Origin of the sequence: Corynebacterium tardum (assembly GCF_046717785.1) — a bacterium.
Classification (GTDB): domain Bacteria; phylum Actinomycetota; class Actinomycetes; order Mycobacteriales; family Mycobacteriaceae; genus Corynebacterium.
This window is the reverse complement of the sequence record NZ_CP177104.1, coordinates 2,240,462-2,264,929: the sequence shown is the minus strand read 5'-3', so window position 1 is coordinate 2,264,929 and position 24,468 is coordinate 2,240,462. Positions and strand designations below refer to the sequence as shown.

Sequence of the window (24,468 nt, the reverse complement as noted above, 5' to 3'; positions counted from 1 at the left end):
CGCCGTGGTAGCTGAACACGACCCCAACAAGAGCACACCCCTGTCCACGGATCCCACCCAGGATCCGGAGCCCCGCGAAGAGTGTGGCGTTTTCGGAGTCTGGGCCCCGGGGGAGGAAGTGTCCAAGCTGACGTACTTCGGACTGTTCGCCCTGCAGCACCGTGGTCAGGAGGCCGCGGGTATTGCGGTGGGCGATGAGGACCGCATCGTCGTTTTTAAGGACATGGGGCTGGTCTCCAATGTCTTCGACGAGTCCATTCTGAGCTCGCTCCACGGAAACGTGGCGGTGGGCCACACCCGCTATTCCACCGCGGGCGGCAAGGAATGGTCCAACGTGCAGCCGATGTTCGGCACGTCCCCCAGCGGCGTCGACATTGCCCTGGGGCACAACGGCAACCTGGTGAACTACCTGGAGCTGCGTGCGGAGGCCGTGGAGCGCGGGCTCATCCAACCGCACGAGGAGTCCGTGTCGGACTCGATGTGCCTGTCCATGCTGCTGGCCGACGGCGTCTCGGAGGACACCACCGTCTTCGACTCGGCCCTGCAGTTGCTTCCCGACGTCAAAGGGGCGTTCTGCCTGACCTTTACGGACGGGCACACCCTGTACGCCGCGCGCGACCCGCACGGCGTGCGGCCGCTGTCGCTGGGCCGCCTGAGCACCGGCTGGGTCGTGGCCAGCGAGACTTGCGCGCTCGACATCGTGGGCGCGCAATTCATCCGCGAAATCGAACCCGGCGAGCTCGTCGCCATCGATGAGACCGGTATTCGCTCCGAGCGCTTCGCGGAACCGACCCGCCACGGCTGCGTCTTCGAGTACGTGTACCTGGCCCGCCCGGATACGGACATCAAGGGCCGGTCGGTCAATGCGACGCGAGTGGAGATTGGGCGTCGTCTAGCGCGGCAGTACCCGGCACCCGACGCGGACATGGTGATCCCCGTCCCGGAGTCCGGTAACCCCGCCGCCGTGGGCTACGCCCGCGAGTCCGGCCTGACCTTCGCGCATGGCCTGGTGAAGAACGCCTACGTGGGCCGCACCTTCATCCAGCCCACCCAATCCCAGCGCCAGATGGGCATCCGCCTCAAGCTCAACCCGTTGCGCGAGGTCATCGACGGAAAGTCCATCGTGGTGGTGGATGATTCCATCGTTCGCGGCAACACGCAGCGCGCGCTCATCCGCATGCTGCGCGAAGCTGGTGCTGCCGAGGTGCACGTGCGCATCGCCTCGCCGCCGGTGAAGTGGCCGTGCTTCTACGGCATCGACTTTGCCTCCCCGGGCGAGCTCATCGCCAACGCCAACCCCTCGGACGACCCGGAGGAGGTGGCGCAGACCATCTGCACCGCCATCGGCGCGGACTCCCTGGGGTTTGTGTCCATCGACGAGATGGTGGCCGCCACCGAGCAGCCGCGCGCCGAGCTGTGCTGCGCCTGCTTCGACGGCAAGTACCCGCTCGGCCTGCCCGCCGGCAACCCCAACGCGGAGGCCGTGCGCACCCTGCAGGGCTCCACCACCCACTAGTTCCCACCCGGATTTCATCACCAGAAGGACCGTGTCACACATGAGCGAAAACACCTACGCAGCAGCAGGCGTCAACATCGAAGAAGGCGACCGCGCCGTAGAGCTAATTACCCCGCACGCCAAGCGTGCCTCCCGCCCGGAGGTCATGGGCGGCCTCGGCGGATTCGCCGGCCTGTTCAAGCTGGGGGAGTACAAGGAGCCGGTGCTGGCCGCCGGTTCTGACGGTGTGGGTACCAAGCTGGCCGTGGCCCAGGCGATGGACAAGCACGACACGATTGGCATCGACCTCGTTGCCATGTGCGTCGACGACCTCGTGGTGTGCGGCGCGGAGCCGCTCTTCCTGCAGGACTACATCGCCGTGGGCGAGGTCGTGCCGGAGAAGGTCGCGGACATTGTCAAGGGCATCGCGGAGGGCTGCGTCCAGGCCGGAGCGGCCCTGCTGGGCGGCGAGACCGCCGAGCACCCCGGTGTGATGGGTAAGGACGAGTACGACGTGTCCGCGACCGCGGTGGGCGTTGTCGAGGCCGACGAGCTGCTGGGGCCGGACAAGGTGAGCGAGGGTGACGTCCTCATTGCCATGCAGTCCTCGGGCCTGCACTCCAATGGCTACTCCCTGGCGCGCTACGTGCTGCTGGAGCAGGCAGGGCTGCCGCTCGATGGCTACATGGAGGACCTCGGCCGCACGCTGGGAGAGGAGCTGCTGGAGCCGACGCGCATCTACGCTAAGGACTGCCTGGCACTGACCTCTGAGTGTGCGGTGTCGACCTTCTGCCACGTCACTGGCGGCGGCTTGGCCGGAAACCTGGAGCGCGTCATCCCGGAGGGGCTGACCGCAGAGGTGAACCGCTCCACGTGGACGCCGGGCCAGATCTTCAAGACCATTTCCTCCGTGGGCAAGGTGGCGCTGGAGGAGATGGAGAAGACCTTCAACATGGGTGTGGGCATGATCGCCGTGGTGGCTCCGGAGGACCGCGAGCGCGCGCTGGCCATGATGGCCGCCCGCCACGTCGAGGCCTGGGAGCTGGGCACGATCCGCGAGTCCGCCGAGGGCGAGTCCCGCGTTCTCATGACCGGTGAGCACCCCGGCTTCTAAACGCTGACACTACGCCACAGGCCGGCAGCCACTCCCTGACAAGGGAGGAAGGCTGCCGGCCTGTGTGATGAACGCCCGGAGCGCAATAAGCCGTGAGGGCCTAGCGCTCGTCGTCCTTATCCCACTCGTCCGAATCCCACGTATCGGCGTAGTCTGCGTACTCCGAATACGGGTCTTCGTCCTCATCGTGGGAGCGATTCGCGCCCCGGGAATTCTGCGAGGCCAGCTCACGCTGGAGGGAATCCAGATCCATCTCGGGCGAGTTGTACTTCAGCTGGCGTGCAACTTTGGTCTGCTTTGCCTTCGCGCGTCCGCGTCCCATGTGCATGACCCCCTTGAGGTGTGTAGGGCGGACCAGGGATTCTTGGCCGCCCCATCGTCTTAATCAGATATGTGTATGTTCCTGTAAGACACAATAGCCTGTGTGACGAAAAAATTCCGAACTACCCCCTGCAATGGGAGCAAATAGTGCTATACCCCGCGGCGATGGGGGCATGTGCGATTTACCACTACCGGCCGCGCAGGCGGTCTTGAGCGGCGCGCCCGGCCTTCGGGCCTTCATCGACCGGAATCGATTCCGGCTCCACCGACGCCGCCACCGGACCAATGCTCAGATCTCCCTGTCCTAGCGCACTGCGCTTGACCAGACCAAGTGCTATGGGACCGAAGTCGCAGTCTTCCACGACCGTGCCCAGGCGGCCTACGCGCCGCCCGCCCAGGGTGATGTCGGCGCCAGACTCCGGGGCCTCAGGGGCCGAGCCGTCCAGGTAAAGCAGCACTAGAAGCCGTGGCGAGCGCCCCAGGTTTTCCACGCGGGCCACGGTTTCCTGGCCGCGGTAGCAGCCCTTGTCTAGGTGGACGAAGGCCGGATGCTCAGCGCTGCGCCGAATCCAGTGCGGTACCTCGTGCGCGATGGTCTTTTCATCCAGGTCTGCGCCCAGCTCCGGCTCGCGGGCCTTGACGCGCTCGGCGGTGTAGGCCATGAGCCCCGCCAGGGTGCCGCCCTGGGCTTCGAGTTCGTCCACGGCCGCCTCGAGCTCCGCACGCCGCACGCCGAAGTCCTGGCGCGGGCAGCCCGGCCATTCGACGGTGCGCTGGAAAACGGCCCCAGCGGGTGCCTGCAACGGCGCGCCCAGCACGGTGACGATGGCAATATCGGCTTCCTCCACCGTCACCTGGGACCAGAAGATCATCCGGGTAAGGAACGTCAGGAGTGACTCGAACTGCGCTTCGGGAACGTCGAGGTAGAAGGTGTCTCCCGTGAAGGTGAGGTCCATCTGATGCAGCACGCGGCCCTGCACGTCCAAGTCAAGGGCGCCGGCGCTCAACCCCGCGGGGACGTCGTCCAGCTTCTGGCTGAGCAGGTTGTTGAGGAAGCCTGCAGCGTCCGACCCGGAGACCGCAATGACGCGGCGATGGGAGCGGTCCACGATGGCGGAGGAGGACTCCACGGCGCGCTGTTCCACCAAAGGGTTTCCGTAGTGCCAGGGGACCGATGAGACGTCGACAAGCGTGGCGCCCTGAAACTCAGCGGCGCCGGGGCGGGAAAGTAGCGGCGAAGAATAACTCACGGCTACCGATGGTAAGGCATAATCGGGTACATGAGCTTTCAGCGCAAGAAAGAGCCGGTCATCTACGTGGTAGAGCCCTTTGGGGGATCGGTGCGCAGGCATATGCCGAACCTGCCGCTGGTCTACTGGGACGACGCCGCCGTAACACGCGGAGATGGCATCTTTGAATCCCTGCTGGTGCGCAACGGCAAGGCCGCCAACCTGGAGCGCCACGCTGAGCGCTTCGCGCAGTCCGCCCGCGCACTTGAGCTGCCAGAGCCGCCGCTGCACAAGTGGCGGGAGGCGACCGAGCTGGCCATCGCGGACTTCTTCGCCGGCTCGGCGGCAGATAGAGACGCGCAGGCGGAGGCCAAATGTACATGGACGTACACCCGTGGTCGCGCGGCCACCGGCGTGCCGACCGCCTGGGTTGCGGTGCAGGAGATACCCGCAGACGTCGTGGCGCAGCGAGAATCCGGCGTTAAGGTCATGAGCACGCCGCGTCTGTGGCAGGTGGCGGAAGAACTGCCGGCAAAGACCCTCAACTACGCGGCGACGATGGCCACGCTGCGCCTGGCCCGCGAGCGCGGTTTTGAGGACGTCATCTTTACTGACCCGAAGACCGGCCAGGTGCTGGAAGGGGCCACTTCCACGGTGGTGGCGGTCAAAGGCTCGAAGCTGCGGACCCCGGCAGGCAAGGGAATCCTGCCCGGCACCACGCAGGCGGCGCTCTTTGAATACGCCGCGGAGCAGGGCTTTCGTTGTAAGGCCAAGGAGCTGACCGTGGAGTACCTGCAGGGCGCGGACTCCGTGTGGTTGGTCTCCTCCGTGCGCACGGCGGTGCGCGTTACCCGCCTAGACGGCGTGAAACTGAAGGCGCCGGGCAACGCCGAGGAGATTCGCGCGCTGATCGACGCCGCACTGGCCCGCTAAATACCCCTTCCGAAGAAGTGGGCTAGCCCGCGACGCGGGAGAGCTCGGCGGACATGTAGGGGCGCATTTCGCCGTCGACCAGCCGCTCGTCCACCCAGCCCAGGTTGTTGTTCGGCATCAGACCGTACATGCGCTTGCCCGGGCCCAGGTTGGCGGGGCCGGTCTCGGTGACCATGGTGGAGGCGGATTCCAGCTGCCACGCACGCTCGTTAAAGAGGGAGCCGTAGAAGATCTCGTTGATGCCGTTGGAGGAGGTGTAGGTCATCTCAATCTCGTCCTTGGGCGAGATGCGCCAGAAGCCATTCTCCCGCACGTCCGGGCCGGCCGGGTTGCCCTCGGAGTCGATCCTCCACGTACGGGAAGAGTAGGTGAGGTAGTTCTCGCCATCGTGGGCGATGATGAGCTGCTGGCCAAAGGAGTACTGCTCGCCGTCGGTGCTGTGAGCCTGGCCCTCGCCCTGCCAGACGCCCACGAGGGGGAGGAGCCCCAAAAGGCCGTCATGCAGCGACGGGCCCTGGCGCAGGTTGGCCGTCTCATCCGGGAGGGGATTCTCCGCTACCTCCACGGTGGGGATATTGCGGGAAGCAGCGTCCTTCCACGCCTCGGCGGCCTGGTTGACGGCCTCGTTGCCGTCGATCTTGGTGTTTTCTGGGTGATTTCCATTAGCAGTCTGTTCGCTCATGCTGTCCCAGCGTAGTCGGGGAGAGGACACAGAAACCACCTCGGTTCCAGTATTCTGGGCGCCTATGCGAGTCCTGCTTGTTTCTAACCCGAACTCCACGAGCCAAAACGCGGCCCTGTTTCGTCAGGTGCTGCCCGTTATCCGCGACGTGGAGGGGCTCCGCCTTCTGACTCAGTTCACGCACTACCCCGGCCACGCCGAGGATATGGTCCGTGGCATGACCCGTGAGGACTTCGACGTCATCCTGGTATTCGGCGGTGACGGCACCGTCAATGAAGTTGTCAACGGCCTACTTGGCCCGGCCAACGCTGAGTCGCGCCCCGCGCCGCAGGACATCCCGGCGTTGGCAGTCATCCCGACTGGTTCCGCAAACGTCTTCGTACGCGCGCTGGGCTTCCCCAATACTCCGGTGGAGGCCGCCCACGTGCTGGCCCGCATGCTGGAGCGCGATATTCGCCGCGAGGTATTCCTGGGAACGTGGAACGACCGTTGGTTCGCCGTCAACGCGGGGTTCGGGCTGGACGCCGACGTGCTGGCTCGCGTCGACCGCGCCCGCGAAAAGGGCTTTTCGGCCACGCCGTTGCGCTACCTAGCCGTGGCTTTCCAGGCCCTCCAGCGCGCCCGCGTCCACCCGCCGCGGATCTCCGTGCGTGCGGTGTCGCGCTCCGGGGAGACCTTCGAGGCGGAGGACGTGCCGGTCATGTTCACCTCCAACACCAACCCGTGGACCTTCCTGGGCCCACTTCCGGTGGTGACCAATCCGCGCAATTCCTTCGAGCAAGGCTTAGGCCTCTTCGGCGTTTCGGACCTCACTGGTCTCGACGGCCTCGTGGGGGTTCTGCACCTGTTTGGCGTGGATCATCGCCACTGGCTCAACAAGGTGGCGGACGCGCGGACCTTGCACTTTGAGGATGCCGCGGAAGTGGACCTGACCTGCCCCAAGCCGCACCGCTTCCAGGCGGATGGAGAATCGGAGGGAAAGTTCACGGACATCCACTTGGAGTCCGTCCCGCAGGCCCTGGAGGTCTTCGCGCCCATTGATCCGCACTCGGCCTCCGAGCGCAGCTTCCGCGCCGTACTGCGAGACTTGGTCCGTATTAAGTAGGGCCGCCAGTTAACGCGGCAGAGCAGGCGCCGCGGCGGCTAATTTTGCTCTCGGTTCTGCTTCCAGCTCGGCGGCGTGGTGGGGGCGCTTCCGACCTCGTTGGCGGTGTCCTGCGCCTTTTGCTCGGCATCCAGGACCGCCTGTTCCTCCGAGCCGTCGATTTCCAGCGGGGAGAGCTGGGTGGTCTTGAGAGTGATGTTGCGGCGCTGCACCTCGAAGGAGATGGAGCCGCCGAGCAATTTCACGGAGGTGGCCTGGGAGGGCAGCGGCAGCGAGCGGGTGTCTAGCACGAGTCCGAAGGCTTTCTTGAGGCGCTCGTCATCGGTGCCGTAGACGCTCATCCGGAACTCTGGGCCCACTAGGCGGAGCGTCACCGTCGCGGTAGACTTGTGGGTGTCTCCCGGCAGCGTGCCGGTCAGTTCTGCCTCCGCGGAGGGACCGCCGGCAGGAGACATGTCATCGGGGTTGGCAATGGACAGGTCCGTAATGCCCAACAGGCGCCCCAGCGCCACGCCATCGAGGCTGATGCTGCGCGTATACGTCGAGACTGGGGCGCCTTCGAGGTCGCCGCTAAAGAGCTGCTCTGGCTCGATCGTGATATCGCGCAGCGTGGTGGAGGCGTTGACCATGCCCAGCCGCGGTACCTCCACGTCGGAGGAGTTCACCTCGAGGTAGGGGATCTCCTTGCGCAGCGCTGCGGCAGTAAACGGCACGCCGCCGACGTAGACGTTCGGGGTGGTTTCCAGGCGGGAGGATTCCTTCGCCTCCTGCGCCACGCTGTGCTCGGTATGCATCGCCACCGCGGAATCCGCCAGCCATGCGGTAAGAAGCACGCCCGCGACGGCGGCGAGGCGGAGGGCGTTGCGGCTGAGATGGATGACGGTCACCCCTCTATTTCTACCGCACGTACTCTGGGAAGCATGAATATTGAGATTGAGACACTCGCATTGCCGTCGAACCCCGCGCTGGCGCAGCGCGCGGAGGACCTGGCCCGGGCAGCGGCGGGGCAGGATGGGATCGATCCGCTCTCGGAGCAGTTCCTCCTGGGTCTGCGCGATGAGCGCCTGGGCCACCGCCACTTCTTGGCCGTGGAGGACGGCGCGGTGCACGGCGTTGCCGCCGTGGATGGCGATCAGGTCGAGCTGGTCGTAGACCCGGGACACCGCCGGAAAGGAGTGGGGCAGGCGCTTGTCGACGTCGCAGTGGACACCCTCCCCACGCCCCCGCAACTGTGGGCGCACGGCAACCTTCCCGCCGGCCAAGTGCTGGCGAAGCATAACGGCCTGGAGGTGGTCCGCCGCCTGCTCGTGATGTCTATCGAGGGCGAGGCTCTTCGTGATGCGGCCGGGCAGGGCGCGCTGGACGGCGAGCTGCGGATTGAGAACTACTCCGATTCTGTTACCGCCTGGGGCCGCGAGCACGTCGAATCCGAGTGGGTACGCGTAAATAATGAGGCCTTTTCCTGGCACCCGGAGCAGGGCGGCTGGGACCTCGAGCGCCTGCACCGCGGCATGGAGGCGGAGTGGTTTGACCCCGCCGACGTACTCTTGCTGTGGGATACCGCGCAGGGAGGCGATCCCGTGCTGGCGGGCTTCCACTGGCTGAAATGGCATACCGAGACCGAAACCGAGGGCAAGCCGCCTTTCGGCGAGGTGTACGTCGTGGGCCTGGCGCAGGACTATCGCGGGCGCCGCCTGGGCGGGCCACTGCTATCCGCAGGTTTGCAGCGCATGGTGGACAAGGGGGAGGACAAAGGTGCAGCTCAGGTCATTCTTTACGTGGAGGCGGACAACGAGCCGGCGGTGAAGGCTTACGAGCGCCTAGGCTTCACAGTGGCCGAAGAGCATTGCGTGTGGGCCCGCCCTACCGTTGTGAGTGATTAGTCTCACGCACTTTTGGTACATGTTTACCGAGTGTTCATCTTTTGATCCCTGTGTGGTTAACCCGGTGTGGATAGCTTTACTACCCGTGAGTTAATCGTGCTCGACTTGTGAGGCGATTTCCTCGGACAATCATTCTCTTGTATCCGCACCGGAAAGGTTTCCCGTGATTCGCAACTTCAAGCGCACCGCCGCTATCTTCGGCATCGTCGCCGCTACCTCTACCGCTCTCGTCGCCTGCTCCGAGTCCAACGATTCTGGCTCCTCCTCCGAGGGTGGCGCTGACGCTCAGGACGTCGCCGGTGACCTCTCCGGTGAGGGCGCTTCCTCTCAGAAGTCCGCTATGTCCGTCTTCGAGAAGGCCTTCCTCGAGGCCTACCCGGACGCTAACTTCTCCTACACCTCCTCCGGATCCGGCGCTGGCGTCAAGGCCTTCAACGGTGGCACCGTGGACTTCGCTGGCTCTGACTCCGCTCTGAAGGAGGACAAGGGCGAGGTTGAGGCTGCCAAGGAGCGTTGCGGCGGCAACGATGCATGGCACCTGCCGACCACCATCGGCCCGGTCGCTATCGCTTACAACCTGGGTGACACCGAGGTAAACCTCTCCACCGACACCCTGGCCAAGATCTTCAAGGGTGAGATCACCAAGTGGAACGACGACGCCATCAAGGCTGAGAACGAGGGCACCGACCTTCCGGAGAAGGACATCACCGTCATCTTCCGTTCCGACGAGTCCGGTACCTCCGACAACTTCCAGAAGTTCCTGAAGTCCGCTACCGGCAACTGGGACTCCGAGGGCAAGCAGTTCCCGGACGCTGTCGGTGAGGGAGCTAACGGCTCCTCCGGTGTTGCTGACCAGGTTGCTTCCATCGACGGTGCTATCACTTACGTGGAGTCTGGCTACGCAAAGCAGAAGGAAGGCGACGGTGTCAAGATCGCCAAGATCGACTTCGGTAGCGGCCCGGTTGAGCTCTCCTCCGAGTCCGTCGGCGTTGCCCTGGACCACCTGGCCTTCAAGGAGACCGGCTCCGAGCACAACATGGTCGTTGATTCCGAGAAGCTCTTCGCTTCCGACGACGAGGGCTCTTACCCGCTCATCCTGACCACCTACAACATCGTCTGCTCCGCTGGCTACGATGAGGAGACCTCCGCTCTGGTCAAGGCCTTCTTCAACACCGTCCTGGACAACCAGAACGAGGACCTGGAGAACGCCGGCTTCATCCCGGTCTCCGGCGACCACCTGGAGCGCCTGAAGGCTGCTGTTGAGGCTATCCAGTAAGAGCGCTTAGCGCGTGATAGCTACCGCTGGGCGCACTGCCTAGCACCGCTTTCGCCCCCAATCCGCCCGTTACGAGCGCTTTGGGGGCGCTGGCATGTCACATATTTTTATTGCTTCCGTTGAAAAGGATTTCGTAGTCTCATGGCAGACAACAATCTCACTACGGCGTCGTCAGCCGAGGAGGACGTTATCGCTACGTCCCAGCCGGCAATGTCGAAGAACGATGCCAACGTAGCAACCGAACCCGCAGTGAAGTCCGGCGTTAAGCGCCCGGGCGACCGCGTATTCGAGTTCCTGTCCACCGCTTCCGCGACGCTGATTACGGTGATGATCGCTGCCATCGCAGCCTTCCTGATCCTGCAGGCAGTGCCGTCCCTCGCCGTCAACGAGGGCGGCCTGTGGGGCTTCTTCACCTACGGCGAGCGCTGGGAGACCACCAACACTGACGCGATGAAGTTCGGTATTCCGACGATGTTCGGTTCCACCGTGCTCATCTCCGTCGTGGCGCTCATCATCGCGATGCCGGTCGCACTCGGCATCGCCATCTTCCTGTCCAACTACGCCCCCGCCAAACTGGTCAAGCCGCTGGGCTTCCTAGTGGACATGCTCGCCGCTGTGCCGTCCATCGTGTACGGCCTCTGGGGCTGGCAGGTGCTCGGCCCAGCGCTGTCCGGCCTGTACACCTGGATCCACTCCTGGGCTGGTGGATTCTTCCTGTTCAAGGTTTACGACAACTCCCCGAACTTTGCGACTGGCCGCAACATCCTGACCGGTGGCATCGTGCTGGCCGTGATGATCCTCCCGATCATCGCCGCTACTGCCCGCGAGGTCTTCGTGCAGACCCCTCCCGGCCAGGTCGAGTCTGCGCTGGCGCTGGGTGCTACCCGCTGGGAAGTTATCCGCATGACTGTCCTGCCGTTCGGTATGTCCGGCTACATCGCCGGCTCCATGCTGGGTCTGGGCCGTGCGCTGGGTGAGACCATGGCTCTCTACATGGTCGTCTCCCCGCTGGTGGACTTCCGCTTCTCCCTGTTCGACGGTGGTACGACCTTCGCTACCGCCATCGCCCTGGCAGCCGCCGAGTTTGGTAATGAGATGCGCGCCGGTGCCTACATCGCCGCAGGCCTCATGCTGTTCCTGCTGACCTTCCTGGTCAACGCCATTGCCCGCTCCATCGTGAAGAGCAAGTAAGGAGGGACGAAGAATGACTACGACTACGACTACCAATTCCGTCCCGGCCTCCTCCGGCCCGACCTTCCTGGATATCTCCGCCGGCCGCAAGGCCACCAACAACGTCGCCACGGTGCTGGTGTGGGTGACCATGATCATCGCCATGATCCCGCTGCTGTGGGTTCTCTATGAGCTCATCGCCCGCGGCGCCGGTGCAGTCATCTCGCCGGAGTGGTGGACCAGCTCCCAGCGCGGCATTCTCGATACCGAGGCTGGCGGCGGTGCCGCCCACGCCATCATCGGTACCTTCGTGCAGACCATCATCGCCACCATCATCTCGGTGCCGATCGGTATTTTCACCGCCATCTACCTGGTGGAGTACTCCAAGGGCGGCCTCCTGAGCCGTCTGACCACCTTCATGGTGGACATCCTCTCCGGTGTCCCGTCCATCGTTGCGGCGCTGTTCATCTTCGCCATGTGGATTACCATCTTTGGCTTCAAGCGCTCCGGCATGGCCGTGGCCCTGTCGCTGGTGCTGCTCATGATCCCGATTGTTGTCCGCAACACCGAGGAGATGCTCCGCGTGGTCCCGATGGACCTGCGCGAGGCGTCCTACGCGCTGGGCGTTCCCAAGTGGAAGACCATCGCCCGCATCGTTCTGCCGACCGCCCTGTCCGGCATCGTCACCGGCATCATGCTGGCCGTGGCCCGCATCATGGGTGAGTCCGCACCGGTCCTGGTGTTGGTCGGTTCCACGTCTTCCATCCACTGGGACCCGTTCAAGGGCGCACAGTCCTCCCTGCCGCTGATGATGCTGGACATGTACAAGTCTGGTGCACAGCCTGCCGTGCTGGACAAGCTGTGGGGTGCCGCGCTGACGCTGGTTATCCTCATCGCCGTCCTCAACATTGCCGCGCGCATCGTTTCGGCGAAGTTCTCGGTCAAGAAGTAACCGTAACCACTCTCTACTTACACACTAGGAGCATTACTCATGTCCAAGCTTGAGCTCAATGACGTGAACATCTACTACGGTGACTTCCACGCCGTACAGAACGTCAACATGCAGATCCCAGCGAAGGCCGTCACCGCGTTCATTGGCCCGTCCGGCTGCGGTAAGTCCACCGTGCTGCGCACCCTCAACCGCATGCACGAGGTCATTCCGGGTGCCTACGTGAAGGGGCAGATCCTCCTGGACGGCCAGGATATCTACGGTCCCAAGGTGGACCCGGTGTCTGTTCGCAACACCATCGGCATGGTCTTCCAGAAGGCTAACCCGTTCCCGACCATGTCCATCGAGGACAACGTCGTTGCCGGCCTGAAGCTGTCCGGCGAGAAGAACAAGAAGAAGCTCAAGGAAGTTGCCGAGAAGTCCCTGCGCGGCGCTAACCTCTGGGACGAGGTCAAGGACCGCCTGGATAAGCCGGGCGGCGGCCTCTCCGGTGGTCAGCAGCAGCGTCTGTGCATCGCCCGCGCGATTGCCGTGGAGCCGGAAGTCCTCCTCATGGACGAGCCCTGCTCCGCGCTGGACCCGATTTCCACCCTGGCCGTGGAGGACCTCATCCACGAGCTGAAGGAGAACTTCACCATCGTTATCGTGACCCACAACATGCAGCAGGCAGCCCGTGTGTCCGATAAGACCGGCTTCTTCTCCCTGGAGGCCACCGGCAAGCCGGGCCACCTCGTGGAGTTCGATGACACCACCAAGATCTTCGAGAACCCGTCCAAGAAGGACACCGAGGATTACATCTCCGGCCGCTTCGGCTAAGCCCGACAGGCGCGGCGCGGATACGTAAAAAGCCAGCCCCTCCGGACCGTAAATGGTCTAGGAGGGGCTGGCTCTTTTTACGCCGTAGAAGGCGAGGGGGAGTGCTCGTGCCTAGTGGCGGAACTGGCGCTCGAGTTCCGCCATGCGGGACTCGAACTCGGCGTCGCGCTGCTCTTCGTCGCGCTTGGCAATGTACTCTTCGGGGGCCAAGCCGGTGGCCAGGTAGATGATGCGCTTGGCGGCGGACACGCAGTGGTCTGCGAAGCGCTCGTAGTAGCGTGACAGCTGGGAGGTTTCCACGGCTTCGCGCACTGAGGCATCCCACTCGCGCTGCGTGAGCAGGCGCAGGAGGTGGTGGTTGATATCGTCCACCGCGTCGTCGTCGGTAGTCAGGCGCAGCGCCAGCTCCGGGTCGCTGGTGACGAGGAGCTCCCGCAAGGTGGTGGACATCTCCAGAACCAGGCGCACATACTCCTCGAAGTAGCCCAGGATCTCATTCGGCACCACGGGCTCGGGGTGGCGGCGCCGGGCGCTTTCGGCAATGTGCTGCGCGAGGCGGCCCATGCGATAGTAGTCCTCCACGATGTAGATAGAGGAGATGACCTGGCGCAAGTCCTTGGCCATCGGGTTCTCCAGTGCCAAGAGGGAGACGGCGCGGTCCTCACAGCGAGCGCGCAGCTCATCCAGCTCATCACGCATGGAGAGCGCCTCCTCGGCAGGCTGCAAGGCAGACTCCACCAGGGCCTGGGATGCCAGGGTCATCAGGGAGTGAACGTTATCGCTCATGATGATGAGGTCATGAGAGAAATTATCCATTTGTTCGCGGTAAGCGGCTCGCATGGCCGTTAGGATAGCGCATTTTTTGGTCTAGCGCGCGTCGAGGTAATTCTTAACCGCCAGAGTGCATAATCTCGGCGCCCTCCGGTACGGTGGCATCCTCCGGATCGTCCAGCCAGCCGTCGGGCAGGACCACCTTGGCGGGGGAGCCTTGGCGGCCACGGGCGCCATCGGCGTCGTCGGCAAGCGCCGGCGAATCCGCCCATGGAGCGAGCAGCTCTCGGAGATCGGCGAGGGAGTTCACGCGGGACAGTCCCGCGCGCACCTGGCCACCGACGGGGAAGCCGCGCAGGTACCAGCCGATGTGCTTGCGGATGTCGCGGCTGGCCTGGTCTTCGCCGTCGTGCTCCGCCAGCAGTTCCGCGTGACGGATCATGATGCGCGTGACTTCGCCCAGGGTGGGCTCGGCCGGGACGGGCTCGCCGCGCAGGTGCGCCGAGAGCTCCGCAAAGAGCCACGGGCGGCCCAAGCAGCCGCGGCCGACGACGACACCATCGCAGCCGGTCTGCTCCATCATGGCGTGGGCATCGGTGGCCTTAAAGATATCGCCATTGCCCAACACCGGGATGCCGGTATCAGCCAGGTGCTCCTTGAGTCGGGCAATCTCGTTCCAGTCCGCGTGACCGGAATAGCGTTGTGCCGCGGTGCGGCCGTGGAGCGCGACTGCCGACGCCCCCTCTTGCACCGCAATGCGTCCGGCGTCGAGGTGCGTGTGGTGCTCGTCATCGATGCCCACGCGCATCTTCACGGTGACGGGAATGTCGGTGCCCTCCGTGGCCTTAACAGCCGCGGCCACGATGTTGCCGAAGAGACGGCGCTTGTAGGGCAGCGCGGAGCCGCCGCCACGGCGCGTCACCTTCGGCACCGGGCAACCAAAGTTCATGTCGATGTGGTCCGCCAGGTTCTCATCCACGATCATCTTCGCGGCTTTGTACGTGTACTCCGGATCGACGGTGTATAGCTGCAGCGAGCGTGGGCTCTCCTGCGGATCAAAGGTGGTCATGTGCATGGTCTTGGGGTTGCGCTCTACTAGGGCGCGCGCGGTGACCATTTCGCACACATAAAGGCCGGAAACGGTTCCGGTCTTCTCAATCTCTTGCTCGCGGCACAGCACACGGAACGCCACGTTGGTCACGCCGGCCATGGGGGCGAGGACAACGGGCGAGTTGAGCTGAATATTTCCGATTGCAAGAGTCACGCCGCCAATTGTGCGCGGTAAGTGGGTGGGGTGGCAAATTGGGGTGCCGGCGAGCGTGACGCGCATATCGTGCCGCGCGGGAAGTGTGGGGAATGGGGATAGAGAGGGGGTGCACACTATTGCGAAGATTGCGGTAAATTCTCCGCACATTCGCTACTGTGGTGCATGTAACTAACAGGGAAGGACCGTAATATAGGTCCTTTCCGTGCATAAAGGAGGATTACATGTCTGAGAGAATCGCGTACGCACCGTTTGCAAAGCTCGTAATGAATGCCGAGGACGCTGCAAAGTTTGTCAATCACGGCGACCGCGTAGGCATCTCCGGCTTTACCGGCGCGGGTTACCCCAAGGCGCTGCCGACGGCCATTGCGGAGAAGGCTAAGGCTGCGCACGAGGCGGGCGAGGAGTTCAAGATCGACGTCTTCTCCGGCGCCTCCACCGCTCCGGACTGCGACGGCGTGCTGGCGGAGGCGAACGCCATTCGCTTCCGCTCCCCGTACAACTCCGATCCGACTCTGCGCGGCCGCTTTAACGACGGCTCCGCCCTGTATCAGGACATGCACCTGTCCCACTCGGGCCAGCAGGTAGAAGAGGGCTTCTACGGCGACTTCCAGGTGGCCATCATTGAGGCCGTGCGCATTGATGAGAAGGGCAACATCGTCCCTTCCTCGGCCGTGGGCAACAACCTGGAGTACATCGAGGCGGCGGACAAGATCATCATCGAGATCAATGAGTGGCAGTCCGAGAACCTCGAGGGCATGCACGATATCTACCGCATTGAGAAGCTGCCGAACCGCCAGCCCATCCCGATTACCTCCCCGGGCGACCGCATTGGCACCACGTACATCGAGATCCCGGAGGAGAAGGTTGTCGCAGTAGTCAAGACCAACGCCCCGGACCGCAACGCCCCGTTTAAGGCGCCGGATGAGGTATCGGAGAAGATTGCCGCCAACTTCATCGAGTTCCTCGAGGGTGAGGTGGCCGCCGGCCGCCTCGAGTACGACAAGTTCATCATGCAGTCCGGTGTGGGCAACGTTCCCAACGCCGTGATGGCGGGCCTGCTGGACTCCAAGTTCGAGAACATCCAGGCCTACACCGAGGTCATCCAGGACGGCATGCTCGATCTTATCGACGCTGGCAAGATGACCGTCGCCTCCGCCACCTCCTTCGCGCTGTCCCCGGAGTACGCAGAGAAGATGAATGCAGAGGCTGAGCGCTACGCCAAGCACATCATCCTGCGCCCGCAGCAGGTGTCCAACCACCCGGAGGTCATCCGCCGCGTGGGCCTGATTTCCTCCAACGGCATGATTGAGGCCGATATCTACGGCAACATCAACTCCACCAACGTCTCCGGCTCCCGCATCATGAACGGCACCGGCGGCTCGGGCGACTTCACCCGCAACGCTTACATCTCCACCTTCGTCTCCCCGTCGGTGGCCAAGGACGGTGCCATCTCCGCGCTGGTTCCGTTCGTGTCGCACACCGACCACACCGAGCACGACACCATGGTCATCATTACCGAATATGGCGTTGCCGACCTGCGCGGCCTGGCGCCGACCGAGCGCGTGGAGAAGGTCATCTCCGTGGCACACCCGGATTACCGCCCGCTGCTGGAGGAGTACTTCACCCGCGCCAAGGAGAACAAGTTCCAGCACACCCCGCACGATCTGAAGACGGCTTTCGACTTCCAGGTGAACTTCATGGAGAAGGGTGACATGCGCGGCTAACTCCGCTGGACACTGACCCTCGCCCGGGAAGTCTTCTTAAGGGGTGAGGGTCATTTTCCTTTCCTGCTTGCCACCTACTAGGATGAGTGAGCATTGGGCCTTTAGCTCAGCTGGTAGAGCTACGGACTTTTAATCCGCAGGTCGCGGGTTCGATCCCCGCAGGGCCCACCCATCGTGCAGCCGCCTTCGGGCGGCTGCACGTGGTTTTGTGGGCGGGTTAGCTCTTGACCAACTTACGAATGGCGCGCATAGCCTCCTCTAGCTTCTCTGCAGCGGCCTTCTCGTCCTCTGCTGCTGCCCCCGCGACACAATGCTCGATATGGTCCTCCAGGAGCGCGAGAGACACGTTCTCGAGGGCGGAGGTGACCGCAGAAATCTGCGTGATGATGTCGATGCAGTACTGGTCCTCATCAATCATGCGGTGGATGCCGCGAGTTTGGCCCTCAATGCGCTTGAGCCGTGCCAGATACTTCGCCTTCTGCTCGCTATCGGCGTTGTAGCCGTGCACGCCTGGTTCGTGACAGGCGCAGGTATCGTGCTGGTCAGCCATGGTGTACCGCCTTTCTGACGGGGCGATTTGGTCAATTCAGGATATCTCCAGTATATTTTTACAACGTTGCCTCCACGGCAACGGGCCCCCATCGTCTAGCGGCCTAGGACACCGCCCTTTCACGGCGGCGGCACGGGTTCGAATCCCGTTGGGGGTACCAACACAATTACGTGTTGGTGCGAATTTAATATCTTTGGCCCTGTGGCGCAGTTGGTTAGCGCGCCGCCCTGTCACGGCGGAGGTCGCGGGTTCAAGTCCCGTCAGGGTCGCCAAAGTTAAGGCCCCGGAGCGCCATCAGAGAGATGGTTCTCCGGGGCCTTTGTCGTGCGCTGTGGCGGCTGCTCCTGGGGTGGACTCTGGAGGCTGGCGCGGGGACGCCTTCAGCTTTAGGTATAGCAGGGCAGTGGGTGCTGGAAAACGGTGGGACGAAGGGGTGTCTCCCAACTTGGTGAGAAGACCCGATGACGTGCTGATTTGGTGTGTATTCTAGGCGTTGTGTAAAGTACTTATTCGTGCCCAGCGCACAAGAGATAATTAAAAATGGCCCTGTGGCGCAGTTGGTTAGCGCGCCGCCCTGTCACGGCGGAGGTCGCGGGTTCAAGTCCCGTCAGGGTCGCCGAAGTCACGTGTGGCTTCTGGCCAGATAGCTCAGTCGGTAGAGCACACGCCTGAAAAGTGTGGGGTCGCCAGTTCGATCCTGGCTCTGGCCACAAGAAAACCCCCTCCTTGCGAGGGGGTTCTTTTGGTTTAATGGTGGTATGTCTACTTCAGTTGCACACCAGACCGATCAGTCCCGCTTCGTCATCACCGTCGATGGGGAAGAGGCGGGCTTTGCGGAGTACCGCGATACCGAGGCCACCCGCGAGTTCTTCCACACCGTCATCGATGAGAAGTTCCGCGGTCAGGGCCTGTCCAAGCCGCTTATTCAGACCGCGCTGGAGGATGACTCTACGGCCTCCCGCCAGGTCATCCCGACCTGCAGCGCGGTCGCCGGCTTCATTGAGAAGAACCCCGAATTTCAGCCGCTGACCACGCGCGAAGGCAACCTCTAGATGTAGTAGTCCGGGTCCACCAGCTTGATGCACTCGCTCTTCTTGCGAGGGCGGTTGGTGGCCGGGATGCCGACGGCGATGTGCTCCGGGGGCACATCCTTGGTCACCACTGCGTTGGCACCCACAGCGGAGCCGTGGCCGATGGTGATGGGGCCGAGGACCTTGGCGCCGGCGCCGATCGTCACGTTGTCCTCAATAGTGGGGTGGCGCTTGGTTTGCGTGAGCACCTGTCCGCCTAGGGTAACGCCGTGATACAGCATCACGCCGTCCCCAATCTCGGCGGTCTCACCGATAACAATCCCCATCCCGTGGTCAATGAAGAAGCGCCGCCCAATGGTCGCTCCGGGGTGGATCTCAATGCCGGTGAAGAACCGGTTGACTTGAGCCAGAATGCGCGCAGGACCGCGCCAGCCGCGCTGCCACATCAGGTGTGCGATGCGGTGTGCCCAAATGGCGTGTAGGCCGGAGTACACCACAGCATTTTCCACGTCGCCGCGCGCGGCTGGGTCATGATCGCGGGCATTGGCGAGATCTTCGCGGATCGTCCTCAAGATGTGCATACACACCATCCTATCTATAAAGAAAAAGCGCCCGGGGGAGAACGGGCGCTTGGTAGCGCCGCCCTGGCGGGTGACGCCACTGAAATTAAGTTGGAGAGATTACAGAGAGATAGAAGCTAGAGCTTAGGCCTCGCGAATGTCCTCGAAGAGGATGGTGGAGACGTAGCGCTCGCCAAAGTCCGGAGCAACAGCCACGATGGTCTTGCCCTTGAATTCGTCGCGGGCAGCCAGCTTCAGGGCGGCGGAAACATTGGCGCCAGAGGAAATACCGACCAGCAGGCCTTCGTCGGTAGCCAGCTTGCGCGCGGTGGAGACGGACTCCTCGGTGGTGGCGGTGAGGACCTCGTTGAGGATCTCACGGTCCAGCACCTCCGGGACGAAGTTGGCGCCGATGCCCTGGATCTTGTGCGGGCCGGCGTGGCCCTCGGACAGAACCGGGGAATCGGAAGGCTCAACGGCGACAAGGTAGGTGTCCGGGTTCTGGGAGCGCAGGTAGCGGCCGACGCCGGTGACGGTGCCGCCGGTGCCGACTCCGGCCACGAAGGCGTCAACCTTGCCCTCGGCATCCTTCCAGATCTCCGGGCCGGTGGTCTCCTCGTGGATCTTCGGGTTGGCAGCGTTCTCGAACTGGGAGGCCAGGATGGCGTTCGGGGTCTCGGCGATGATCTCGTTGGCCTTCTCGACCGCACCCTTCATGCCGGCAGCGCCCGGGGTGAGGACAATCTCTGCACCGTAGGCGCGCAGGAGGACCTTGCGCTCGTTCGACATGGTCTCCGGCATGGTCAGGATGACCTTGTAGCCCTGAGCGGCGCCGACGAGTGCCAGGCCGATGCCGGTGTTGCCGGAGGTGGCCTCCACGATGGTGCCGCCCGGCTTGAGGTCACCGGACTCCACTGCGGCGTCGACAATAGCCTTAGCAATACGGTCCTTCACCGAGTTTGCCGGGTTGAAGGACTCCACCTTGACCAGCACCTCGGCGCCGAGGCCCTCGGTAAGGCGGTTAAGGCGGACAAGCGGGGTTCCGCCGATGGTCTCGAGAATGTTGTTATATACAGCCACGATGGGTGCTCCTCTAGATAGTTAATACTGCAATACGCCCCATACTCTACACCCGGCTAGTAGACTAAGTGGTATATAAATTCTGAACAGATCATTCGGGCATGGGGTGTGGGATTTTGCAGCCGCAGGGCGCGCGGCGCGATTTAGAATTACCCCCGTCGGCCGGTTATACTTCACAAACAGTGTTCGCCTACCCCCGTTCGAAATGGAGGGTATGGGTGCACCTGATGGTTACCCCCGAGTAAGAGAGAGTCTCATGGAGCCGCATCGACTCAAGGATGACGACGAGGCCGTGCGCGCAGCGCTGTCTTCGCTGAAGACTGCCACGGGCATCCCCGTCACGATGTATGGAACCTTGCTGCCGGACAATCGCGTGCAGATCACCCAGTGGGTGGGACTGCGCACCCCGGCGCTGCAGAACCTGGTGATTGACGCCAACGTGGGCGTCGGCGGGCGCGTCGTCAGCACCCGCCGCGCGGTCGGTGTTTCTGACTACACTCGCGCCACCACCATTAGCCATGAGAACGATCGTCATATTCAGGACGAAGGCCTGCACTCCATCGTTGCCGTCCCGGTGACGGTGCAGCGCGAGATTCGCGGCGTCCTCTACGTCGGTGTGCACTCGCCGGTGCGCTTGGGGGACAAGGTGATTGAGGAGGTCACGATGACCGCCCGCTGCCTGGAGCAGGACCTCGCGGTCAACTCCGCGCTGCGCCGCGCCGACGGTGGCAAGGGCAGTGCTGCCCGCGGCCACGTGATGAACGGCGCCGAGTGGGAGCAGGTGCGCTCTACACATTCCAAGCTGCGCATGCTGGCCAACCGAGTCTCCGACGATGACATGCGCAAGGAGCTCGAGGCACTGTGTGATCAGATGGTCTCCCCGGTGCGCGTCAAGCAGTCCACCAAGCTCTCCGCGCGTGAGCTCGATGTTTTGTCGTGCGTGGCCCTCGGCCACACCAACGTCGAGGCTGCCGAGGAAATGGGAATCGGCGCCGAAACCGTGAAGTCCTATTTGCGCTCTGTCATGCGCAAACTGGGTGCCCACACCCGGTACGAGGCGGTCAACGCGGCCCGTCGTATCGGCGCGCTGCCCTGATCATAGGTAAGTTAGGTGGGCGTGAAGGACCAATTTATTGTCTCCGGAGGAGCGCGCCTGCAGGGCACCGTCAAGGTGGATGGTGCTAAGAACAGTGTGCTGAAGCTGATGGCCGCCGCACTTTTGGCGGAAGGCACCACCACGCTGACCAACTGCCCCGAAATTCTCGATGTCCCCTTGATGAAGAAGGTTCTCGAGGGGCTCGGGTGCACCGTTGATCTAGAGGGTGCAACGGTGCGTATTACAACCCCCGCCCAGCTGCACTCGAATGCGGACTTCGACGCTGTTCGCCAGTTCCGCGCCTCGGTCTGTGTGCTGGGCCCGCTGACTTCTCGCTGCGGTCACGCCAAGGTGGCCCTCCCGGGCGGCGATGCGATCGGCTCCCGCCCGCTGGATATGCACCAGTCCGGACTAGAAAAGCTTGGCGCGCAGACCCGCATTGAGCACGGTGCCGTCGTTGCTGAGGCGGAAAACCTGCGCGGCGCCAGCATCAAGCTCGACTTCCCGTCCGTGGGTGCCACGGAAAACATCCTGACTGCCGCTGTTCTGGCGGACGGCGAAACACAGCTGCACAATGCAGCGCGCGAGCCGGAAATTGTGGATCTGTGCCTGATGCTCAAGGAGATGGGCGCCGACATTGAAGGCGAAGGCACGTCCACCATCACCATCAGGGGAGTGGACAAGCTCCACCCCACTGAGCACGAGGTCATCGGTGACCGTATCGTGGCCGGTACCTGGGCTTATGCGGCGGTGATGACGCAGGGTGATATCACCGTTGGTGGCATCGCGCCGAAGCACTTGCACCTGCCGCTGGAGAAACTGAAGTCCGCCGGCGCCGAGATTGAGGCCTACGTCAACGGCTTCCGAGTGCGCATGAATCGCCGCCCGAGCGCAGTGGATTACCAGACTCTCCCGTACCCCGGCTTCCCCACGGACCTGCAGCCGATTGCCATCGGGCTGTCCGCCGTGGCCGAGGGAACCACCATCATCACGGAAAACGTCTTCGAGTCCCGCTTCCGCTTTGTTGATGAGATGCTGCGCCTCGGCGCCGATGCCCAGGTGGATGGTCACCACGTAGTCATCCGTGGTCAGGAGAAGTTGTCTTCCACGCACGTGTGGAGCTCCGATATCCGTGCTGGTGCCGGCCTGGTGTTGTCCGCCCTGTGCGCGGATGAGAAGACCACCGTGCACGATGTCTTCCACATCGACCGCGGTTACCCGAACTTTGTGGAGAACCTCCAAGCGCTGGGCGCCACCATCGAGCGCACCCAAGAGGAAGAGCTTTACTAGGGCGCACTGCTTGACGACGTCGCCATGTGAGCCCGCCAAGAAATGTGGGTTTGCCTGGCGATTTGTTGTTTGTTGGGGGTGTGCGTATATTAATTCGAGTCGCCGCGAGGTAGCCGAGAGGTTAATAAGCAGTGACGTTGAACGACTTGTTCAGCACCGATGAGGTTCGGATTTCTTTGAGAGTTTGACTTCGTTGGGTTGGTTGTGTAAGTTAGTTCGGGCCGCCAACAAGAGGTTAACGGATGGTTAACTGATTGTGGTGTGCGGATGATGTGTGAGAACTCAATAGTGTGCCAATGTACTTTTTGTGTTGGTTGGTTTTTGATTGTTCTGGCTGTGACGCGTTGTATGCGTGTTGTGGTTGGTGTATGCCGGATGGCGCTTTTTTCAAGCGGCGTCATTGTAAATAACATAAGTTGTTTGGGCGTAGATTGAAAATCTTCTAACTGGGCCAATCCCTGTTTGTGCCCCGTCGGGTTGGGGGTTGGTTGGATTTTTTCTTTATGTAATTTTTGGATTTGCCAGTCCGTGCTGTGCACGGTTTGGTTTGTTCTTTTTTGTTAGGTTTGGGCTTTTCACGGCCTTTTTTGTGGAGAGTTTGATCCTGGCTCAGGACGAACGCTGGCGGCGTGCTTAACACATGCAAGTCGAACGGAAAGGCTCCTGCTTGCAGGGGTACTCGAGTGGCGAACGGGTGAGTAACACGTGGGTGATCTGCCTTGTACTCTGGGATAAGCTTGGGAAACTGGGTCTAATACCGGATAGTAGCCGCCTTTAGTGTGGTGGTTGGAAAGTTTTTTCGGTGCAAGATGAGCTCGCGGCCTATCAGCTTGTTGGTGGGGTAATGGCCTACCAAGGCGTCGACGGGTAGCCGGCCTGAGAGGGTGTACGGCCACATTGGGACTGAGATACGGCCCAGACTCCTACGGGAGGCAGCAGTGGGGAATATTGCACAATGGGCGGAAGCCTGATGCAGCGACGCCGCGTGGGGGATGACGGCCTTCGGGTTGTAAACTCCTTTCGGCAGGGACGAAGCTTTTTGTGACGGTACCTGTATAAGAAGCACCGGCTAACTACGTGCCAGCAGCCGCGGTAATACGTAGGGTGCGAGCGTTGTCCGGAATTACTGGGCGTAAAGAGCTCGTAGGTGGTTTGTCGCGTCGTCTGTGAAATTCCGGGGCTTAACTCCGGGCGTGCAGGCGATACGGGCATAACTTGAGTGCTGTAGGGGAGACTGGAATTCCTGGTGTAGCGGTGAAATGCGCAGATATCAGGAGGAACACCGATGGCGAAGGCAGGTCTCTGGGCAGTAACTGACGCTGAGGAGCGAAAGCATGGGTAGCGAACAGGATTAGATACCCTGGTAGTCCATGCCGTAAACGGTGGGCGCTAGGTGTAGGGGGCTTCCACGTCTTCTGTGCCGTAGCTAACGCATTAAGCGCCCCGCCTGGGGAGTACGGCCGCAAGGCTAAAACTCAAAGGAATTGACGGGGGCCCGCACAAGCGGCGGAGCATGTGGATTAATTCGATGCAACGCGAAGAACCTTACCTGGGTTTGACATACACCAGATCGCTGCAGAGATGTAGTTTCCCTTGTGGTTGGTGTACAGGTGGTGCATGGTTGTCGTCAGCTCGTGTCGTGAGATGTTGGGTTAAGTCCCGCAACGAGCGCAACCCTTGTCTTATGTTGCCAGCATTTTAGTTGGGGACTCATGAGAGACTGCCGGGGTTAACTCGGAGGAAGGTGGGGATGACGTCAAATCATCATGCCCCTTATGTCCAGGGCTTCACACATGCTACAATGGTCGGTACAACGCGCAGCGACACTGTGAGGTGGAGCGAATCGCTGAAAGCCGGCCTTAGTTCGGATTGGGGTCTGCAACTCGACCCCATGAAGTCGGAGTCGCTAGTAATCGCAGATCAGCAATGCTGCGGTGAATACGTTCCCGGGCCTTGTACACACCGCCCGTCACGTCATGAAAGTTGGTAACACCCGAAGCCAGTGGCTCAAACTCGTTTAGGGAGCTGTCTAAGGTGGGATCGGCGATTGGGACGAAGTCGTAACAAGGTACCCGTACCGGAAGGTGCGGGTGGATCACCTCCTTTCTAAGGAGCATTATTTTTGT

The 24,468-nt window shown here is 62.5% G+C and carries 22 protein-coding genes, 5 tRNA genes, 1 rRNA gene and 1 pseudogene; 19 read left to right on the top strand and 10 right to left on the bottom strand.

Features of this window, described 5'->3' with window-relative positions:
• Positions 1–4: 4 nt before the first annotated feature.
• On the top strand, positions 5–1,516 hold the full coding sequence (gene purF, locus ACLI1P_RS10980) for an amidophosphoribosyltransferase (protein ID WP_408929549.1): 1,512 nt from the start codon (positions 5–7) through the stop codon (positions 1,514–1,516).
• Between the two features lie 40 nt (positions 1,517–1,556).
• Positions 1,557–2,609: a phosphoribosylformylglycinamidine cyclo-ligase gene (gene purM / locus ACLI1P_RS10975; protein WP_411708855.1), complete on the top strand. Its 1,053-nt coding sequence runs from the start codon at positions 1,557–1,559 to the stop codon at positions 2,607–2,609.
• Between the two features lie 100 nt (positions 2,610–2,709).
• Here the strand turns inward: purM and ACLI1P_RS10970 are convergent, their stop codons facing one another.
• Together ACLI1P_RS10970 and ACLI1P_RS10965 are read right to left on the bottom strand one after the other, a co-directional pair.
• Positions 2,710–2,931, bottom strand: a complete 222-nt coding sequence (locus ACLI1P_RS10970) for a DUF3073 domain-containing protein (protein WP_411708854.1) — start codon at positions 2,929–2,931, stop codon at positions 2,710–2,712.
• Between the two features lie 187 nt (positions 2,932–3,118).
• Complete coding sequence (locus ACLI1P_RS10965) at positions 3,119–4,180, bottom strand: YgfZ/GcvT domain-containing protein (RefSeq protein ID WP_411708853.1); 1,062 nt, start codon at positions 4,178–4,180, stop codon at positions 3,119–3,121.
• Positions 4,181–4,210: 30 nt separating this feature from the next.
• Here ACLI1P_RS10965 and ACLI1P_RS10960 point away from each other — a divergent pair, with 30 nt between their 5' ends.
• Entirely contained in the window at positions 4,211–5,092 is an 882-nt protein-coding gene (locus ACLI1P_RS10960; protein ID WP_411708852.1) for an aminodeoxychorismate lyase, read from the top strand.
• A gap of 22 nt (positions 5,093–5,114) precedes the next feature.
• Here the strand turns inward: ACLI1P_RS10960 and ACLI1P_RS10955 are convergent, their stop codons facing one another.
• Complete coding sequence (locus ACLI1P_RS10955) at positions 5,115–5,774, bottom strand: FABP family protein (protein WP_411708851.1); 660 nt, start codon at positions 5,772–5,774, stop codon at positions 5,115–5,117.
• Positions 5,775–5,838: 64 nt separating this feature from the next.
• Between ACLI1P_RS10955 and ACLI1P_RS10950 the strand changes: the two genes are divergently transcribed.
• Entirely contained in the window at positions 5,839–6,879 is a 1,041-nt protein-coding gene (locus tag ACLI1P_RS10950) for a diacylglycerol/lipid kinase family protein (RefSeq protein ID WP_411708850.1), read from the top strand.
• Positions 6,880–6,917: 38 nt separating this feature from the next.
• Here the strand turns inward: ACLI1P_RS10950 and ACLI1P_RS10945 are convergent, their stop codons facing one another.
• Entirely contained in the window at positions 6,918–7,766 is an 849-nt protein-coding gene (locus ACLI1P_RS10945; protein ID WP_306507131.1) for a DUF2993 domain-containing protein, read from the bottom strand.
• A 39-nt stretch (positions 7,767–7,805) separates the two neighbouring features.
• Between ACLI1P_RS10945 and mshD the strand changes: the two genes are divergently transcribed.
• The 5 genes from mshD to pstB all read left to right on the top strand — a co-directional run bounded on the left by mshD (position 7,806) and on the right by pstB (position 12,973).
• On the top strand, positions 7,806–8,762 hold the full coding sequence (gene mshD, locus ACLI1P_RS10940) for a mycothiol synthase (protein WP_411709721.1): 957 nt from the start codon (positions 7,806–7,808) through the stop codon (positions 8,760–8,762).
• A 163-nt stretch (positions 8,763–8,925) separates the two neighbouring features.
• Complete coding sequence (gene pstS, locus ACLI1P_RS10935) at positions 8,926–10,038, top strand: phosphate ABC transporter substrate-binding protein PstS (protein ID WP_411708849.1); 1,113 nt, start codon at positions 8,926–8,928, stop codon at positions 10,036–10,038.
• Between the two features lie 141 nt (positions 10,039–10,179).
• A complete protein-coding gene (gene pstC / locus ACLI1P_RS10930) occupies positions 10,180–11,229 on the top strand; it encodes a phosphate ABC transporter permease subunit PstC (RefSeq protein WP_408929541.1) in 1,050 nt (349 codons plus the stop codon).
• 13 nt (positions 11,230–11,242) lie between these two features.
• Entirely contained in the window at positions 11,243–12,160 is a 918-nt protein-coding gene (gene pstA, locus ACLI1P_RS10925; RefSeq protein ID WP_239181156.1) for a phosphate ABC transporter permease PstA, read from the top strand.
• A 39-nt stretch (positions 12,161–12,199) separates the two neighbouring features.
• Positions 12,200–12,973: a phosphate ABC transporter ATP-binding protein PstB gene (gene pstB, locus ACLI1P_RS10920; RefSeq protein ID WP_408929540.1), complete on the top strand. Its 774-nt coding sequence runs from the start codon at positions 12,200–12,202 to the stop codon at positions 12,971–12,973.
• Between the two features lie 111 nt (positions 12,974–13,084).
• Here pstB and phoU read toward each other — a convergent pair whose 3' ends face one another.
• Complete coding sequence (phoU, locus tag ACLI1P_RS10915) at positions 13,085–13,813, bottom strand: phosphate signaling complex protein PhoU (RefSeq protein ID WP_144792363.1); 729 nt, start codon at positions 13,811–13,813, stop codon at positions 13,085–13,087.
• Positions 13,814–13,862: 49 nt separating this feature from the next.
• Entirely contained in the window at positions 13,863–15,008 is a 1,146-nt protein-coding gene (gene dusB / locus ACLI1P_RS10910) for a tRNA dihydrouridine synthase DusB (RefSeq protein ID WP_306507134.1), read from the bottom strand.
• A gap of 224 nt (positions 15,009–15,232) precedes the next feature.
• Between dusB and ACLI1P_RS10905 the strand changes: the two genes are divergently transcribed.
• Both ACLI1P_RS10905 and ACLI1P_RS10900 read left to right on the top strand, forming a co-directional pair.
• Entirely contained in the window at positions 15,233–16,735 is a 1,503-nt protein-coding gene (locus ACLI1P_RS10905; protein WP_306507135.1) for an acetyl-CoA hydrolase/transferase family protein, read from the top strand.
• Positions 16,736–16,830: 95 nt separating this feature from the next.
• Positions 16,831–16,903, top strand: a tRNA-Lys gene (locus tag ACLI1P_RS10900).
• Positions 16,904–16,952: 49 nt separating this feature from the next.
• Here ACLI1P_RS10900 and ACLI1P_RS10895 read toward each other — a convergent pair.
• Positions 16,953–17,285: a metal-sensitive transcriptional regulator gene (locus ACLI1P_RS10895; RefSeq protein WP_411708848.1), complete on the bottom strand. Its 333-nt coding sequence runs from the start codon at positions 17,283–17,285 to the stop codon at positions 16,953–16,955.
• Between the two features lie 84 nt (positions 17,286–17,369).
• On the opposite strand from ACLI1P_RS10895, the gene ACLI1P_RS10890 reads away from it, so the two are divergent.
• The 5 genes and pseudogenes from ACLI1P_RS10890 to ACLI1P_RS10870 form a co-directional block, all read left to right on the top strand.
• Positions 17,370–17,445, top strand: a tRNA-Glu gene (locus ACLI1P_RS10890).
• A 35-nt stretch (positions 17,446–17,480) separates the two neighbouring features.
• Positions 17,481–17,557: transfer RNA gene (locus tag ACLI1P_RS10885), tRNA-Asp, on the top strand.
• A 270-nt stretch (positions 17,558–17,827) separates the two neighbouring features.
• Positions 17,828–17,901, top strand: a tRNA-Asp gene (locus tag ACLI1P_RS10880).
• A gap of 21 nt (positions 17,902–17,922) precedes the next feature.
• Positions 17,923–17,995, top strand: a tRNA-Phe gene (locus ACLI1P_RS10875).
• A gap of 39 nt (positions 17,996–18,034) precedes the next feature.
• Positions 18,035–18,337 (top strand): annotated as a pseudogene (locus ACLI1P_RS10870) (GNAT family N-acetyltransferase); the annotation flags it as partial.
• On the opposite strand, the gene epsC reads toward ACLI1P_RS10870, so the two are convergent.
• Both epsC and cysK read right to left on the bottom strand, forming a co-directional pair.
• On the bottom strand, positions 18,334–18,897 hold the full coding sequence (epsC, locus tag ACLI1P_RS10865; RefSeq protein ID WP_306508378.1) for a serine O-acetyltransferase EpsC: 564 nt from the start codon (positions 18,895–18,897) through the stop codon (positions 18,334–18,336). The pseudogene ACLI1P_RS10870 and the gene epsC sit on opposite strands and share 4 nt — an antisense overlap.
• A gap of 123 nt (positions 18,898–19,020) precedes the next feature.
• Positions 19,021–19,959: a cysteine synthase A gene (gene cysK / locus ACLI1P_RS10860; RefSeq protein WP_411709720.1), complete on the bottom strand. Its 939-nt coding sequence runs from the start codon at positions 19,957–19,959 to the stop codon at positions 19,021–19,023.
• Positions 19,960–20,212: 253 nt separating this feature from the next.
• Here cysK and ramA point away from each other — a divergent pair, with 253 nt between their 5' ends.
• Positions 20,213–21,052: an acetate metabolism transcriptional regulator RamA gene (gene ramA / locus ACLI1P_RS10855; RefSeq protein ID WP_306508379.1), complete on the top strand. Its 840-nt coding sequence runs from the start codon at positions 20,213–20,215 to the stop codon at positions 21,050–21,052.
• A 21-nt stretch (positions 21,053–21,073) separates the two neighbouring features.
• Positions 21,074–22,342 carry a UDP-N-acetylglucosamine 1-carboxyvinyltransferase gene (murA, locus tag ACLI1P_RS10850; RefSeq protein ID WP_411708847.1) on the top strand — a complete coding sequence of 423 codons (1,269 nt, stop codon included), beginning with the start codon at positions 21,074–21,076 and terminating at the stop codon, positions 22,340–22,342.
• Between the two features lie 89 nt (positions 22,343–22,431).
• Here the strand turns inward: murA and ACLI1P_RS10845 are convergent, their stop codons facing one another.
• Positions 22,432–22,881 carry a hypothetical protein gene (locus ACLI1P_RS10845; RefSeq protein ID WP_411708846.1) on the bottom strand — a complete coding sequence of 150 codons (450 nt, stop codon included), beginning with the start codon at positions 22,879–22,881 and terminating at the stop codon, positions 22,432–22,434.
• Between the two features lie 47 nt (positions 22,882–22,928).
• Here ACLI1P_RS10845 and ACLI1P_RS10840 point away from each other — a divergent pair.
• Positions 22,929–24,448 (top strand): 16S ribosomal RNA (locus ACLI1P_RS10840).
• Positions 24,449–24,468 lie beyond the last annotated feature (20 nt).

Bases quoted from the DNA above. Each gene is read 5' to 3' on its own strand.
- purM (WP_411708855.1), top strand. From the start codon at position 1,557: ATGAGCGAAAACACCTACGCAGCAGCAGGCGTCAACATCGAAGAAGGC.
- ACLI1P_RS10970 (WP_411708854.1), bottom strand. From the start codon at position 2,931: ATGGGACGCGGACGCGCGAAGGCAAAGCAGACCAAAGTTGCACGCCAG.
- ACLI1P_RS10960 (WP_411708852.1), top strand. From the start codon at position 4,211: ATGAGCTTTCAGCGCAAGAAAGAGCCGGTCATCTACGTGGTAGAGCCC.
- ACLI1P_RS10955 (WP_411708851.1), bottom strand. From the start codon at position 5,774: ATGAGCGAACAGACTGCTAATGGAAATCACCCAGAAAACACCAAGATC.
- ACLI1P_RS10950 (WP_411708850.1), top strand. From the start codon at position 5,839: ATGCGAGTCCTGCTTGTTTCTAACCCGAACTCCACGAGCCAAAACGCG.
- pstC (WP_408929541.1), top strand. From the start codon at position 10,180: ATGGCAGACAACAATCTCACTACGGCGTCGTCAGCCGAGGAGGACGTT.
- pstA (WP_239181156.1), top strand. From the start codon at position 11,243: ATGACTACGACTACGACTACCAATTCCGTCCCGGCCTCCTCCGGCCCG.
- pstB (WP_408929540.1), top strand. From the start codon at position 12,200: ATGTCCAAGCTTGAGCTCAATGACGTGAACATCTACTACGGTGACTTC.
- phoU (WP_144792363.1), bottom strand. From the start codon at position 13,813: ATGCGAGCCGCTTACCGCGAACAAATGGATAATTTCTCTCATGACCTC.
- ACLI1P_RS10905 (WP_306507135.1), top strand. From the start codon at position 15,233: ATGTCTGAGAGAATCGCGTACGCACCGTTTGCAAAGCTCGTAATGAAT.
- ACLI1P_RS10895 (WP_411708848.1), bottom strand. From the start codon at position 17,285: ATGGCTGACCAGCACGATACCTGCGCCTGTCACGAACCAGGCGTGCAC.
- epsC (WP_306508378.1), bottom strand. From the start codon at position 18,897: ATGCACATCTTGAGGACGATCCGCGAAGATCTCGCCAATGCCCGCGAT.
- ramA (WP_306508379.1), top strand. From the start codon at position 20,213: ATGGAGCCGCATCGACTCAAGGATGACGACGAGGCCGTGCGCGCAGCG.